We start from the raw sequence: 15,734 nt of genomic DNA on the forward strand, positions 1-15,734 counted from the left end.
TAACCCGGCGTCCTGCCGGGTTACCCACGAATTCAAGCCTGCGTTCGGCCAGCGTGGTTTAACGGGGCGCCTGAGATCAAGATCAAAAGCAGATCAAGAGCGACTCGCTTCGCATCGTGGTTACCGTTTGCTGCTACAGCCCACAAGGTTGTGTAGATATCTATGCTGCGATAGCGGACTGTCAGTTGGCATATCAGTGCCTGTTCCGCCGCTATCGCAGGCAAGCCCGCTCCCACATTTGAGCTCTGTCGTTTTTCAGGCCGGTGTTTGCCGCTGGCGGCAGTAGTCCGCCGTTTTTTCGACTGTTTCTCCCTTGCCTATTTCAGATACCTCCACGAAACCCCCGCCGCGCCTGGACTTTGGCCTCTTTTGAAAAGTTGGTTCGCAAATTGCTTAAGCCTCCTCAGTACAGCGGTGGGCGGCAAGCGTCCGTCAGAAAGAGGATAGAGCGTGGACAAGTACCTTTATGTGGCAATGACCGGCGCCAGCCAGAATGCACTGGCGCAGAAGGCCCATGCCAACAATCTGGCGAACATTTCCACCAACGGCTTTCAGCGCGACCTGGAGCAGGCGCGTTCGATGCCGGTGTTCGGTGACAGCTTTCCGGCGCGGGCGTTTGCCATGACCGAGCGGCCGGCCACTGACTTTTCTCCGGGCGCGATGATCGAAACCGGCCGCGACCTCGACGTGGCCGTCAGCGGCGACGGCTGGATGGCGGTGCAAACCCCGGATGGCGGCGAAGCCTACGTGCGCAGCGCCAGCATGAACGTGGATGCCCTGGGCGTGCTGCGGGCCGGCAACGGTATGCCGATCATGGGCAACGGTGGCCCGATTGCCGTGCCGCCCCAGCAGAAAATCGAAGTGGGTTCGGACGGCACCATCAGCATCCGTGCCATGGGCGAAGGTCCGCGGGTGATGGCGGAAGTGGACCGTATCAAGATGGTCCAGCCTGACCTCAAGAACATGACCAAGGGCCTGGACGGCACCATCCACACCAAGGATGGCCAACCGGCCCAGGCCGACGCGAATGTGCGGCTGACCTCGGGTTTCCTGCAGGCGAGCAACGTCAATGCCGTGGAAGAAATGACCGCGGTGCTGGCGCTGGCCAAGCAGTTCGAGCTGCATATCAAGATGATGAACAGCGCTAAAGAAGACGACCAGGCCATGACGCGCGTCATGCAGATGAGCTGATCCAAGCCCATTAACTAATTTGCAACGCAGCGCCAACCATCCGGCGCACGAAGGAGAACAGCATGCTTCCGGCTCTATGGGTTGCCAAGACAGGCCTGTCCGCCCAGGACACCAACCTGACGACCATTTCCAACAACCTGGCAAACGTGTCGACCACGGGCTTCAAACGTGACCGCGCCGAGTTCCAGGACTTGCTCTATCAGATCAAGAAGCAACCGGGCGCCCAGTCGACCCAGGACAGCGAACTGCCGTCGGGCCTGCAACTGGGTACCGGTGTGCAGATCGTCGGCACCCAGAAAAACTTCAGCGCCGGTAACCTGCAGCAAACCGGCCAGCCCCTGGACATGGCGATCAATGGCCGCGGCTTTTTCCAGGTGCTGCAACCGGATGGCACCACCTCTTACACCCGTGACGGCACCTTCCACCTGGACTCCAACGGCCAGATCGTGACCGCCAACGGTTTCGCCCTGGAGCCTGCCGTCGTGGTGCCGCCCGACGCCAAGACCTTCACCGTCGGCAACGACGGCACCGTGTCCATCACCGTCGCGGGCAACCCGGCGTCCCAAGTGATCGGTAACCTGCAAACCGCCGACTTCATCAACCCGGCCGGCCTGCAGGCGATGGGCAACAACCTGTTCCTGGAAACCGCCTCCAGTGGCGCGCCGCAAATCGGCACCCCTGGCTTGAACGGCTTCGGCACCACGCTGCAAAGCACCCTGGAAACCTCCAACGTCAGCACCGTTGAGGAGATGGTCAACATGATCACCACCCAGCGCGCCTACGAGATGAACTCCAAGGTGATTTCCACCGCCGACCAGATGCTTTCGTTCGTCACGCAGAATCTGTAATCAGTCTATGGGGCGCCCTTGAGGGTGCCTGCAACACCGTGAGGTTAGGGTCATGAATCGCTATGTTTGTGTGTTGGCATTGAGTGGGATCGCCGTGCTTGCGGGCTGTGTCGCCCCCTCGCCAAAGCCCAATGACCCGTACTACGCGCCGGTGTTGCCACGCACGCCGCTGCCGGCGGCGGCCAACAATGGCTCGATCTACCAGGCCGGGTTCGAGCAGAACCTGTACAGCGACCGCAAGGCGTTCCGGGTCGGTGACATCATCACCATTACCCTGAATGAGAAGACCCAGGCCAGCAAGAACGCCAACTCGCAGATCGGCAAGAACAGCAAGACCAGCATCGGCCTGACCTCGCTGTTCGGCGGCGGCCTGAACACCAACAACCCGCTGGGCAGTGGTGACCTGAGCCTGGACGCCGGCTACAGCGGCGACCGTGCCACCAACGGCAAGAGCGCGGCAGGGCAGGGCAACAGCCTGACCGGTTCGATCACCGTGACCGTCGCCGACGTATTGCCCAACGGCATCATTGCCGTGCGTGGTGAGAAGTGGATGACCCTCAACACCGGCGACGAGTTGGTGCGCATCGCCGGCATGGTCCGCGCCGATGACATCTCCACCGACAACACCGTGCCGTCGACGCGCATTGCCGATGCACGCATTACCTACTCGGGCACCGGTTCATTTGCCGATGCGAGCCAGCCGGGCTGGTTCGACCGCTTCTTCCTCAGCCCGCTGTTCCCTTTCTAGGTGGCCATTTTGAAGTTCAAACAGCTGATGGCGATGGCGCTTTTGTTGGCCTTGAGCGCTGTGGCCCAGGCCGAGCGCTTGAAGGACATCGCCAGTATTTCCGGCGTGCGCTCCAACCAGTTGATCGGCTATGGCCTAGTCGTGGGGCTTAACGGCACGGGTGACCAGACCACCCAGACGCCGTTCACCCTGCAAACCTTCAACAACATGCTCTCCCAGTTCGGTATCAAGGTACCGCCTGGCTCGGGCAACGTGCAGTTGAAGAACGTCGCGGCAGTGTCGATCAGCGCCGATCTGCCCGCGTTCGCCAAGCCGGGGCAGGTGGTGGACATCACCGTGTCGTCCATGGGTAACTCCAAGAGCCTGCGCGGCGGCACCTTGCTGATGACGCCGCTCAAAGGTATCGACGGCAACGTCTACGCCATCGCCCAAGGCAACCTGGTGGTCGGTGGTTTTGACGCCGAAGGCCGCGACGGTTCGAAGATCACCGTCAACGTGCCGTCGGCTGGGCGTATCCCTGGTGGCGCCACGGTTGAACGCACCGTGCCGAGTGGCTTCAACCAGGGCAACAGCCTGACCTTGAACCTCAACCGCTCCGACTTCACCACCGCCAAGCGCGTGGTCGACAAGATCAATGACATGCTCGGCCCTGGCGTGGCCCAGGCCATCGACGGCGGCTCGGTTCGTGTCACTGCGCCTTTGGACCCAAGCCAGCGTGTGGACTACCTGTCGATCCTGGAAAACCTTGAGGTCGACCCCGGCCAGGCCGTGGCCAAAGTCATCATCAACTCGCGCACCGGCACCATCGTGATCGGCCAGAACGTCAAGGTCTCGCCAGCGGCGGTAACCCACGGCAGCCTGACGGTGACCATCACCGAAGACCCGATCGTCAGCCAGCCTGGGCCGTTGTCCGGTGGCCAGACGGCCGTGGTCCCGCGCTCGCGCGTCAATGCCCAGCAAGAAGCCAAGCCGATGTTCAAGTTCGGCCCCGGCACCACCCTGGACGAGATTGTCCGTGCGGTGAACCAGGTGGGCGCTGCGCCCGGCGACTTGATGGCGATCCTCGAAGCTTTGAAGCAGGCCGGCGCGTTGCAAGCCGACCTGATCGTGATCTGAGGCCATGGCCATGGATATGCGCAAGAGCGGTATCAGCAGCACGGCGGACTCGGGGTCTTACTCCGACCTCAACCGGCTTAACCAGCTCAAGGTGGGTGACGACAAAAACAGTGAAGGCAACCTGCGCAAAGTGGCGCAGGAATTCGAGTCGCTGTTTTTGAACGAGATGCTCAAGTCCATGCGTTCGGCCACCGAGGCCCTGGGCAAGGACAACCCGCTGAACACCCCGGCCGCCAAGCAGTACCAGGAAATGTACGACCAGCAATTGGCGGTGTCGATGTCCCGCGAAGGCGGTGGTATCGGCCTGGCCGATGTGCTGATGCGCCAGATGCAGAAGAACAAGCCGGTGGAGGCCCAGGCCGCCACCTTGCAAGGCCCGGCGGCGGATGCGCCGGTGAAGAAAGTCGATGTGCCGACTGAGATTGCCGCCGGTACCCAGGCTGAAGGCCCGTTGGGCCGCTCCAATGGCCAGCGGCCTTTGTGGGCATATCGCGTGGCTGTGCCTGAGGGCGCCAGTACCCATGCCAACGACATGGAACTGATGAACCGGCGCCGTATCGCCTTGCCCAGCAAGCTGGCCGACCGTCTGCTGGCGGGCATCGTGCCGAACGCTCCGGTTGAAGCCAAAGCCGCGCCCCTGCGTAACAGCGCTGCCGACGACACGGTCATCAACAGCAGTGCGCGTAGCTTTGCCGTGCCGAGCGGGCGCATGCAAGTGTATGGCCGCGCCATTGCCCAGCCACCGCTGGCGCCAGCGAAGAAAGCCTTCAGTTCCCAGGATGAATTTGTTGCCACCATGCTGCCGATGGCCAAGGCCGCCGCCGCACGTATCGGTATCGACCCCAAGTACCTGGTGGCCCAGGCCGCGCTGGAAACCGGCTGGGGCAAATCGGTGATGCGCGCCGAGGACGGCAGCAGCAGCCACAACCTGTTCGGCATCAAGGCCGGCCAGAGCTGGCAGGGCGGCCAGGCCCGGGCGATCACCAGCGAGTTTCGCGATGGTGCGATGGTCAAGGAAACGGCGCAGTTCCGTTCCTACAGCTCCTACCAGGACAGCTTCCACGACCTCGTGACCCTGCTGCAAAGCCATGATCGCTATAAAGAAGTTGTGAAATCAGCCGACAACCCGGAACAGTTTGTACGCGAGTTGCAAAAAGCCGGTTATGCAACCGACCCGGATTACGCCAGCAAGATTTCGCAGATCGCAAAAAACATGAACAGTTACCAGAACTACGCTGCCGCTGGCGCAACCACACATTTATAAGGTCTGAACCATGAGTTTGCTCAGTATCGGGATGTCAGGGCTCAATGCCGCTCAAGGATCGTTGTCGGTCTTGAGTAATAACATCGCCAACGTGAATACCCCGGGGTACTCGCGTCAGCAGACCACGCAAAATACCAATGCGTCGAACCCGTTCGGCGGCGTGTACATCGGCAGCGGCACCACCCTGGCCGATGTGCGCCGGGTGTACAACGAGTACCTGGACACTGCTTACCAGAACAGCACGGCGCTCAATAACGACGCCAAGGCGTACCTGGACCAGGTGGGGGCCGTCGACAAAGTGCTGTCGGACAAAACCACCGGCCTGTCCTCGGTGCTCAGTTCGTTCTTCGCCACCCTGCAAACCGCCGCGTCCAACCCCAGCGACCTGTCGGCCCGCCAACTGCTGGTGACCAACGCCCAGACCCTGAGCAGCCGTTTCAACGCGATCTCCACGCAGTTGACTCAGCAGAAAGAGACGATCAACAACCAACTGAGCAGCATGAGTGACCAGGTCAACCAATTGACCGCCTCGATTGCCTCCCTCAACCAGCAGATCTCCCAGGCCCAAGGCAGCTCCAACAGCGCCCCGGCCAACCTGCTGGACTCGCGTAACGAGGCAGTACGTTCGCTCAATGAGTTGATTGGCGTGACGGCCACCGAGAAAAACGGCCAATTCAGCGTGACCACCGGCAGCGGCCAGTCTCTGGTAGAGGGCGGGATCTCCAACAAGATTTCCGCCGCGCCAAGCAAAACCGATAACAGCCAATACACCATCCAGCTGGACATGAACGGCACCACCCTGGACCTGGGCTCGGTGATCAGCGGCGGCAGCATCGGCGGCCTGTTGCGCTATCGCAGCGATGCCCTGATGCCGGCCATCAATGAACTGGGCCGTATCGCCATCGCCACGGCAGACACGCTCAACAACCAACTGGGCCAGGGCCTGGACCTCAATGGTGACTTTGGCGTTTCGCTGTTCAAAGACATCAACAGCGCGGCCGCCATTGCCTCGCGCAGCCAGGGTGCCTCGGGCAACAGCGCCGGCGCGGGCAACCTGAACGTGACGATCAAGGACAGCAGTCAGTTGTCCACGTTTGACTACACCGTGACCTTCAGCGACAAGACCGATCCTAACAAGATCACGGTGTTGCGCTCGGACGGCAAGGCCATGGGCACCTTTGACATGAGCGCTACACCGCCGCCGACCCTGGATGGTTTCACCCTGGCGCTGGACGGCAAGGGCACCATGGCGTTTGGTGACAGCTTCAAGGTCAGCCCCACCGCCACGGGCGCCAGCGGTATTGGCGTGGCGCTCACCGATGCGAACAAACTGGCGTTTGCCGGCCCGTTGGCAGGTACCAGCAGCAAGACCAACAGTGGCACGGGCACCTTTACCCAGCCGGCCTTGACAGTGCCTTTGGATATCCATGGCGGCACTGACACTGCCCAGTTGCGCGCCGGTATTGAAAACTCGATGCCGGTGAAAATGGTGTTCGGCAAGCCTGCCGCCGACGGCACGCAGTCGTATACGATCAGCGACTCCAAGGGCAACCCGATTAGCACCGGCTCGATCATTCCGGGGCAGGGCAACAAGATCACCGTGGACGTGCCAATGCGCGACGCCAGCGGTGCCGCCATTCCCGGCAAGAGCTTCAAGTTCGACACCACCGTCAACGGCTCGCCGGCAGACGGCGACAGCACCACCTTTGCCTTCAACAGTGGCGGCAAATCCGACGGCCGCAACGCCCAGGAACTGCTGAACCTGCAAACCAAGGCTACCGTCGGCATGGGCGAGGGCAACGCGGGCACCAGCCTGGTGGGTGCCAACAGCAAGCTGGTCTCGACCGTGGGTGCCAAGGCCAGCCAGGCCGGGGTCGACACCGCCGCCACCGGTGCGTTGCTCAGCGCCAACAAGGAAGCACGCAACTCGGTATCCGGGGTCAACCTGGATGATGAAGCGGGCGACATGATCAAGTTCCAGCAGTACTACACCGCGTCGTCGCAGATCATCAAGGCTGCGCAGGAAACCTTCACCACACTGATGAATGCTCTTTAAGGGAGGCTGGGACGATGCGTATTTCTACACAGCAGTATTTCGAGACCAGCTCTGCCAAGTACCAGAGCAACTATTCCAGCGTGGTCAAGGCCCAGGACCAGGCCAGCTCCGGCGTGCGCGTGCAAACCGCCGCAGATGATCCGGTGGCGGCGGCGCGGTTGTTGATGCTGCAGCAGCAGAAAGACATGCTGGCGCAGTTCAATGGCAACATCGACACCCTGAAAAACTCGCTGACCACCCAGGACGGCGTGCTGGAAAATATCAATATCGCGATTCAACGGGCCAGTGAGTTGGCGCTCAAGGCGGGTAACGTCGGCATCAGCGACGCTGACCGCAAGTCGACGGCCGCCGAGATTGGCGCCATTGAAGACCAGATCCTGGGCCTGCTCAATACCAAGGACGCCAGCGGCAATTACTTGTTCTCCGGCAGCAAGACCGATACGCCGCCCTACGCCCGCAACAATGACGGCACCTACAGTTACCAGGGCGATGACACGCCGTTGAGCCTGCAGATCGCAGAGAACCTGTCGGTTGCCATGGGCAATACCGCCAAGAGCATGCTTGAAAGCTCGGCGAATACGGGCCGTACGCAAACCGCGCCGATCCTCGTGCCGCCAGCGGTCGACGATGGCAAGGTCACCGTCTCTGCCGGGCTGATCGCGGCCAACAGCAGCTATAACAGCAGCTTTTCCGATGGTCAGCCGTATAAGCTGACCTTCACCAGCAGCACCCAATACGTGGTCACGGACAATGCTGGCAAGGACATCACTTCGGAGATTCCAGGCAACGGCACTTTCGATGCCACCAAGGAAGGCGGCTCGACTATCAACCTGCGCGGGGTCAAGTTCGACATTGGCTTGAACCTGGGCAAAGACGCACTGGGCAAAGACATACTGCCAGGCGCGCCGTCGGACGCCATCGTCAAGGATCGCGAGTTCAGCCTGTCGGTCAAGCCGGACACCTTCAGCGTTTCGCGCACCCCGAGCAATCCGTCCACCGCGCAACTGAGCGGCGGCACGGTGAGCGATCCGGCGGCGTACGCCAGCACCTTTCCCAACTCGGGCGTGATCGTGAAGTTCGGTGCCGCCGGCGCCTATGACCTGTATGCCCAGCCGTATAGCGCAGACAGCAAATCCATCGCCAGTGGCACCCTGGCGGCCGGCGCCACCACCATCACGGCGGCAGGGGTGACCTTTGATGTCACCACCGCACCGGCACCGGCAGCCGGCGACCAGTTTGCGATCAGTGCCACCAGCAACAAGAACGAGAACGTCCTCGACACCCTGAGCCATCTGCGCAAAATCCTGGAAACGCCGTCAGACGGCAACCCGGCGGCGCAGAAGGAGCTCAAGGATGTGGTGGCCAAGTCCATTGGCAACCTGACCAATGCCTACGGCCAGATCGACCAGGCGCGTGGCTCCCTGGGCGCGCGCCTCAATGGCCTGGACATTCAGTCCAAGGAAAACGTCAGCCTGGACCTGGCCAATACCACCACCATGAATGCCCTGGGCAATGTCGACTTCGCCGAAGCCGCCATCAACCTGAGCTTGCAACAAACCATGTTGCAGGCCTCGCAGTTGGCCTTCGTGAAAATCTCGCAGTTGAGCCTGTTCAACAAGATGTAAACGGCGTTCAGTCAAGCGGCCCACTCTGGAAACAGGGCGGGCCGTTGTCGTTTCGGGGGCTTAATTGTTGAAACGTTTTGCATAAACCACGCAAAATTGAGTGACCTGTGAGTCATAAAGCGCATCTTCACTGTATCGTGTGAAAAGGATAAGTCGTCACAGGGCCTTCATCGGGCGGCTTTCAGCGGGATTTTTATGGGGTTATCCCCTTTATTGTCAGCACTTCCGGCATAGCCCGAGGGGTGTTCTCCAGCTATTTAGTATTGGGAAGCCACAATGATTGGCATAAAAAGCATCGCCAGTTACGTGCCGGCGGACGGGATCGATAACTACGCCCAGGGTGCCAAGTTCGCCAAGGATGAAGAGTTCATCATCGGCAAGATCGGCTCGGCGTTCCTGCCGCGCAAGGAAGCGGCACAGGAAACGTCCGACCTGTGCGTCGAAGCCGTCAACGCATTGTTCGCCAATAACCCGGATTTGAAGCGCGAGTCCATCGACGCGCTGATCGTCGTCACCCAGAACGGCGATGAAGAGGGCTTGCCCCACACCGCCGCTATCGTCCAGGACAAACTGGGCCTGCCGACTCACGTGGCCGCCTTCGATATCTCCCTGGGCTGCTCCGGCTACGTCTACGGCATCTACGCGATGAAGGGCTTCATGGAAGCCGCCGGCCTGAAAAACGGCCTGCTGATCACCGCCGACCCGTATTCCAAAATCGTCGACCCGGAAGACCGCAACACCACCATGCTGTTCGGTGATGCCGCCACCGCCACCTGGATGGGCGAGGACGCGCCATGGCTGCTGGGCAAATCCAAGTTCGGTACCGACGGTTCCGGCGCACCGCACCTGAAGGTCAGCGATGGTGTGTTCTTCATGAACGGACGCCAGGTGTTCAACTTCGCCTTGCTCAAGGTGCCAGCGCACTTGCACGAGCTGCTCAATGAGTCGGACCTCAAGGCGGATGACATCGATGCGTTCTGCATCCACCAGGGCAGCGCGGCCATCGTCGACGCCGTGGCGCGCCGCTTTGAAGAAGCGCCGGTGGACAAGTTCATCAAGGACATGGTCGAGACCGGTAACACCGTGTCGTCGAGCATCCCGCTGCTGCTGGAAAAGCATGTGATGGACGCCACCTGGAAGCGCGTGGCAATCAGCGGCTTTGGCGTGGGCCTGTCGTGGGGCTCGGCGATTCTTTATCGTCCGTGATGCTTTAGCCGCTGCACAAAAAACGCCGATGATCCCACGATCATCGGCGTTTTTTTTGCGCCCCCCCCTGTAGGAGCGAGCTTGCTCGCGAAGAACGTTAACGATAACGCGGGCATTCAGAATGCACGCTGCGTTCTCAGGTTCTTCGCGAGCAAGCTCGCTCCTACAAGGGGGGATGTCTTGAAGGCGAAGTTTTGGCGCCAGTAACCCGTGATTACGGGCGTTTCACGCCTCTATAAGGCCTTGAAATACAAGGGCTGGCACAGGGCTACTAAAAAAAATCAAAAAAATCCTCAAGCAACCGGCTACCACGACGATAACTATTACGTAGGTTCTCTAGGCCACACCCGGCGGTCGCCAGGGCCGGAAGCCGCAGTATCCAAACCACGAGGATTTCGTCATGGCATTATCAGTAAACACCAACATCACCTCCCTGGGTGTCCAGAAGAACCTGAACAAAGCTTCCGACGCTCTGAGCCAGTCGATGAACCGTCTGTCCTCCGGCCTGAAAATCAACAGCGCCAAAGACGACGCTGCCGGCATGCAGATCGCTAACCGTCTGAACAACCAGGTCAAAGGCCTGAACGTTGCCATCGCCAACGCCAACAACGGCGTGTCGATTGCCCAGACTGCTGAAGGCGCGATGCAAGAATCCACCAACACCCTGCAGCGTCTGCGTGAACTCGCCCTGCAAGCGGCCAACGGTGATAAAAGCGACGCTGACCGTGTTTCCCTGCAGCAAGAATTCACCGCTAAAGTGGGCGAGCTGAACCGTATCGCCAGCACCACCACCTTCGGTGGTCGTAACCTGCTCGACGGCTCGTTCAGCAACGTAGCCTTCCAGATCGGCGCCAACGCCAACGAGACTATCTCGTTCGGTATGACCGACATCAGCTCGACTGCGCTGAAGGGTAACTTCAAAGAAGCTGCGGTTGACGGCACTGCTATGACTGGTCTAGCGGCTACCGCTACCGGCTCAGTGCTAGGTGAAAAGGCATCCGCAGTAGGTTCTGCTGTTGCTGGTGACACGGCTGCAACCGACGAACTTGTCATCAACAACGTGACAGTTAAGTTGACCGCACAAACTGGTGCTGTTGCTGCTAGTGCCGCTGCTGTTACAGAAATCAATAAAGTAACTGCTCAAACTGGTGTTACCGCTAGTACTGACGCTGCCGGTAAATTGACCCTGAGTTCGAAGAGCGACTTCACTCTTGGTACTAACGGTACTCCAGCGACTGATGGTCTGGCTTCGCTCAAGTTGACAGCTGGTCCTAACACTGCTGCGGCCACCACTGCTGCCAGTGCCATGGGGGCTAAAGGCGACATCACCGTTAATGGTACTGCTGTAAGCTGGGTTGAGACTGACAAAGTATCTGACGTGCTTACTAAGATTCAAACGGCAGCTGGTACTGGCGCATCTGCGACCTTTACCGATGGCCGTGTAAAAGTCGTGTCTGGTGGCGGTGCAGATATCAAATTGGCTAATGCTTCAAGCGGCTCCCTGTCGCAGTTGGGTCTTTCGGCTGGCACCACTCAGGCCAAGCTGACAGCCGACACCTCCATCGACGTAAACGGTGTTGAAGTTAAGTTCAAAAAGGGCGACACCGCTGACGCAGTTGTAGCCTCGATCAACAGCGCCAGCACCGGTGTTCAGGCCAGCAAAAACGCTGACGGTACCCTGAACCTGTTCGCTGACAAAGACATCACCATCAAGGACGGTAGCGCTGGTACTGGCCTGAAAGCCCTGGGTCTGGAAGACGTTGCCAAAGCCGGCACCAAAACCGCCGTCACCATGGAAACCAGCGTTTCTGACCTGAGCATCCTGACTGCCGCTTCTTCGCAGCAGGCTGTGCAAGCTCTGGACGACGCCATGCAGCAGATCGACAGCCAGCGTTCGCAACTGGGTGCCGTACAAAACCGCTTCGCCAGCACCGTGGCCAACCTGCAGAGCATTTCGCAGAACTCCTCCGCTGCCAAAGGCCGCGTAGAAGACGCTGACTTCGCTTCTGAAGCTGCTGAGCTGACCAAGCAACAAACCCTGCAACAGGCTTCCACTGCGATCCTGTCCCAGGCCAACCAACTGCCATCGTCTGTTCTGAAGCTGCTTCAGTAATAGCGCTAGCGGTTAAATAACGGGAGGGTGCGTTTAACAACGTGCCCTTCCGTTTTTTCAGTTTGGAGGTGGTGACATGGACATGAGCATCAAGCTGACCTCGTCTTACCCCGCAGCCACGGCCCCGGCCAACCTTGGCGCAGTGGTGACCCAGGCCAAGCCTGTGGCCAGCAATGAGCCGAGCAAAAGTGAAGAGCCTCAGCGCGTTGCGCTGGAACAGGCTGTTACCGATATGCGTGAGTTTGTGCAGGCTTCACAGCGCAACCTGGATTTTTCCATCGATGACTCTACCGGCAAGGTAGTGGTCAAGGTGATCGCCACTGACAGTGGTGAAGTGATTCGACAGATTCCATCGGAGACCGCGCTGAAATTGGCGCAGAACCTGAGCGATGCCGGCAGCCTGTTGTTTGATAGCAAGGCTTGAGTTGGCACGAAACATGTTTCTGATTGCGGTCTAGGCGTATAAGCGCCAAAAAAACGGCCGCTGCAGGACAAGGAGAATGGCAAATGGCTAGTTCAACGATTTCCGGCCCAGGTTCGGGCTACGACACCCAAGCAATCGTCAAGGCGCTGGTCGGTGCCGAGCAGGCGCCCAAGCAGGCTCAGATCACCAACGAGCAGAAGAAAGCCACCGTGCAGTTGTCTGCCGTGGGCTCGGTCAAGACGGCGTTGGAAGCCTACCAGGCGGCGATCACCAAGTTGAACAATGCCTCGGCCTTCAACGGGCTGGCGGCGACTTCTTCGGAAGAGAAAAACGCCAAGGTCACCCTGACTGACGGTGCATCCAGCGGCAAGTACCTGTTGAAGATCGCCAACCTTGCGACCGCCTCGAAAGTCACCACGGCGGTGAACGCGGAGGGCGCGTCGGGCAAGGCCAACAGCACCGACGAAGACCAGACGCTGACCATCAACCAGTCGGGCAAAAGCTACGACGTGGTGATCCCTGGTGGCGCGACCTTGCAACAGGTGCGCGAGTCGATCAATACCCAGCTCTCGTCCCAAGGCATCAGTGCCAACGTACTGAGTGACTCCAATGGCGCACGGCTGGTACTCACCTCGACCAATATGGGTGAAGGCACCGACATCACCCTCAGCGGTGATTCGCAACTGGCTACCGGGTACGACAAAGGCACGCCGCCGACCAACGCCAAGTACTCCATCGACGGCATTGATATGTCATCGACCAGCAACAAGATCACCTCGGCGATCAGCGGCGTGACCCTGGACCTGTTGGACACGGTAGACATCACCAAGCCGACCACCATCACCGTGGCCAGCAACACCGACACGCTGAAAACCTCGGTGCAGTCCTTCGTCAGCGCCTACAACACGCTGATGACGGCGATCAATACCCAAACCAAGGTCACTGCCACCGGTGATGCTTCCACCACTACCGCAGGTGCGTTGACAGGCGATGCGTCGATGCGTCAATTGGTGAACAGCCTGCGTTCCGAATTGGTCAACGGCTCCGGCGCGGGCACCATGACCAGCCTGGCGCAGATGGGCATTACCACCGACCAGAAAACCGGCCTGCTGAGCCTGGATGACAAAACCTGGGACAAGGCCGTGGTCAAGGGCGCTGGCGACATTGCCAAGCTGTTCACCGGCGACTCGGGCTTGATCACCCGCATGAACAAGGCGACCAACAGCTATGTCGGCACCACCGGCACCCTGGCGACCCGGGCCACCGATCTCAACAACAAGTTGACCGACTTGACCAAAGAGACCGATGACCTCACGCGGCGCATGGATGCCTTGCAGAAGTCCCTGACCGCCAAGTACACGGCGATGGACACCATGATCGCGCAGATCAACGCCAGCAGCTCCAGCATCCTGACCACCCTCAACTCGCTGAACAATCCTAAGTCGAACTGATGAGCGGTGCGCGCCAGGGCCCTGTCCAGGGGCCCTCGCGCAGGGTGCTGGATTAAAGTTTTTATCGCCGTGGTCGAAAAACTGGTTAAGCAAACCTATTCGATTGTCGCCAGTAACGAGGTAGCAACATGAACCCGATGAGAGCCCTTCGCCAGTACCAGAAGGTCAATGCCCACGCTCAGGTCTCCGAAGCCAGCCCGCACCGCCTGGTGCAGATGCTGATGGAAGGTGGCCTGGATCGCATGGCCCAGGCCAAGGGTGCGTTGAGCCGCGGGGACATCGCGCAAAAGGGCCTGATGCTGGGCAAGGCGATCGAAATCATTTCGGGCCTGCGCGATGGCCTGGAGCCTGAGAAAGCCGAAGATCCGGCCGCGATCCAGCGTCTGGATGCCCTGTACAACTACATGGGCAATCGCTTGGTCGAGGCCAATCGCGTCAACGACGCCGAGATGATCGACGAAGTCGCCCGCCTGCTGATCACCGTCAAGACCGGCTGGGATGCCATCGCTCCACAATAAGGCCGATTGCCTTGAGGTACACATCATGAGCCACGCACTGCAACGCATCGACGAAACCCGCGAAGCCCTTCTCGGCGCGCTGGCTGAGCGCAACTGGGAAGCTGTCGGCGAGTTGGACCTGGGGTGCCGGGCGGTGATTGATGAGGTGCTCAGCGAGGCGCCGGTAGATGAGGATGCACTGCGCGAAAAGCTGGAAAGCCTGCTGGTGGTGTATCGGCAGTTGCTGGAGGTGACGACCGGCGAGCGCCAGGCGATTTTCGAAGAGATGTCGCAGATCAACCAAGCGAAAAATGCGTCAAAGGTTTACCATCTGTTCGGTTGAACGGGCGCAGTTAATCCGAACGGCGCGTCATATATTTGACTGTGCCAACATTTTTGACTTAACTAGTGCTGTTTTCAGATTTCAGACGTCTAGAAGGTAAGAAATCTTACAGACGTCTAGATTGCCCTCATTCCGGGGCAGGAAGTTTTACTAGGGAAGTTGCTATTGCATGTGGCGTGAAACCAAAATTCTGCTGATCGATGACGATAGCGTCCGCCGCCGCGATTTAGCGGTGATTTTAAATTTTCTCGGTGAAGAAAATTTACCCTGCGGCAGCCACGATTGGCAGCAGGCGGTCAGCTCGTTGTCGTCGAGCCGTGAAGTCATTTGCGTATTGATCGGGACGGTAAACGCTTCTGGCGCAGTTCTGGGCCTGTTAAAGACACTGTCTACCTGGGATGAGTTCCTTCCGGTGTTGCTAATGGGCGATATTTCTTCCGTGGACCTGCCGGAAGACCAGCGCCGCCGTGTGTTGTCCAACCTGGAAATGCCGCCTAGCTACAGCAAATTGCTCGATTCCCTGCACCGTGCCCAGGTCTATCGCGAGATGTACGATCAGGCCCGCGAGCGCGGCCGTCACCGTGAGCCCAACCTGTTTCGCAGCCTCGTCGGCACCAGCCGTGCCATCCAGCACGTGCGGCAGATGATGCAGCAAGTGGCCGACACCGACGCCAGCGTGCTGATCCTCGGCGAGTCGGGCACCGGCAAGGAAGTGGTCGCGCGCAACCTGCACTATCACTCCAAGCGTCGCGACGGGCCCTTTGTGCCGGTCAACTGCGGGGCGATCCCGGCAGAGCTGCTGGAAAGCGAATTGTTCGGCCACGAGAAGGGCGCCTTTACCGGGGCGATCAC

At 59.7% G+C, this 15,734-nt stretch carries 14 protein-coding genes; all 14 read left to right on the forward strand.

The features are described 5' to 3' along the window. Positions 1–450 precede the first annotated feature (450 nt). Positions 451–1,191, forward strand: coding sequence for a flagellar basal body rod protein FlgF (locus GIW04_RS17370; RefSeq protein WP_003192988.1), 741 nt, complete (start codon positions 451–453; stop codon positions 1,189–1,191). A gap of 62 nt (positions 1,192–1,253) precedes the next feature. Continuing rightward, positions 1,254–2,039, forward strand: a complete 786-nt coding sequence (flgG, locus tag GIW04_RS17375; protein ID WP_003192986.1) for a flagellar basal-body rod protein FlgG — start codon at positions 1,254–1,256, stop codon at positions 2,037–2,039. A 52-nt stretch (positions 2,040–2,091) separates the two neighbouring features. After that, complete coding sequence (gene flgH / locus GIW04_RS17380; protein WP_032895934.1) at positions 2,092–2,787, forward strand: flagellar basal body L-ring protein FlgH; 696 nt, start codon at positions 2,092–2,094, stop codon at positions 2,785–2,787. Between the two features lie 6 nt (positions 2,788–2,793). Next, complete coding sequence (locus tag GIW04_RS17385) at positions 2,794–3,903, forward strand: flagellar basal body P-ring protein FlgI (RefSeq protein WP_161793221.1); 1,110 nt, start codon at positions 2,794–2,796, stop codon at positions 3,901–3,903. 4 nt (positions 3,904–3,907) lie between these two features. Further along, on the forward strand, positions 3,908–5,167 hold the full coding sequence (gene flgJ / locus GIW04_RS17390) for a flagellar assembly peptidoglycan hydrolase FlgJ (RefSeq protein ID WP_120248420.1): 1,260 nt from the start codon (positions 3,908–3,910) through the stop codon (positions 5,165–5,167). A gap of 10 nt (positions 5,168–5,177) precedes the next feature. Beyond that, positions 5,178–7,223, forward strand: coding sequence for a flagellar hook-associated protein FlgK (flgK, locus tag GIW04_RS17395; RefSeq protein ID WP_120248419.1), 2,046 nt, complete (start codon positions 5,178–5,180; stop codon positions 7,221–7,223). A gap of 14 nt (positions 7,224–7,237) precedes the next feature. Beyond that, positions 7,238–8,848, forward strand: coding sequence for a flagellar hook-associated protein 3 (locus GIW04_RS17400; RefSeq protein ID WP_014719360.1), 1,611 nt, complete (start codon positions 7,238–7,240; stop codon positions 8,846–8,848). A gap of 276 nt (positions 8,849–9,124) precedes the next feature. Beyond that, positions 9,125–10,054, forward strand: coding sequence for a ketoacyl-ACP synthase III (locus GIW04_RS17405; protein WP_003192977.1), 930 nt, complete (start codon positions 9,125–9,127; stop codon positions 10,052–10,054). Between the two features lie 400 nt (positions 10,055–10,454). After that, positions 10,455–12,167 (forward strand): flagellin N-terminal helical domain-containing protein, encoded by a 1,713-nt coding sequence (locus GIW04_RS17410; RefSeq protein WP_060767639.1) that lies wholly within the window; start codon positions 10,455–10,457, stop codon positions 12,165–12,167. Positions 12,168–12,243: 76 nt separating this feature from the next. After that, entirely contained in the window at positions 12,244–12,591 is a 348-nt protein-coding gene (locus GIW04_RS17415; RefSeq protein WP_120248418.1) for a flagellar protein FlaG, read from the forward strand. A gap of 83 nt (positions 12,592–12,674) precedes the next feature. After that, positions 12,675–14,042, forward strand: a complete 1,368-nt coding sequence (fliD, locus tag GIW04_RS17420; protein ID WP_057709779.1) for a flagellar filament capping protein FliD — start codon at positions 12,675–12,677, stop codon at positions 14,040–14,042. A 128-nt stretch (positions 14,043–14,170) separates the two neighbouring features. Then, positions 14,171–14,560 carry a flagellar export chaperone FliS gene (fliS, locus tag GIW04_RS17425; protein ID WP_020302689.1) on the forward strand — a complete coding sequence of 130 codons (390 nt, stop codon included), beginning with the start codon at positions 14,171–14,173 and terminating at the stop codon, positions 14,558–14,560. 25 nt (positions 14,561–14,585) lie between these two features. Beyond that, positions 14,586–14,882 (forward strand): flagellar protein FliT, encoded by a 297-nt coding sequence (locus tag GIW04_RS17430; RefSeq protein WP_120248417.1) that lies wholly within the window; start codon positions 14,586–14,588, stop codon positions 14,880–14,882. Positions 14,883–15,051: 169 nt separating this feature from the next. Further along, positions 15,052–15,734: sigma-54-dependent transcriptional regulator (locus GIW04_RS17435; protein WP_236479082.1), on the forward strand; the 683-nt coding region annotated here is incomplete at its 3' end.

The organism is Pseudomonas sp. PA-4-8C (genome assembly GCF_021606625.1).
Taxonomy (GTDB): domain Bacteria; phylum Pseudomonadota; class Gammaproteobacteria; order Pseudomonadales; family Pseudomonadaceae; genus Aquipseudomonas; species Aquipseudomonas lactis.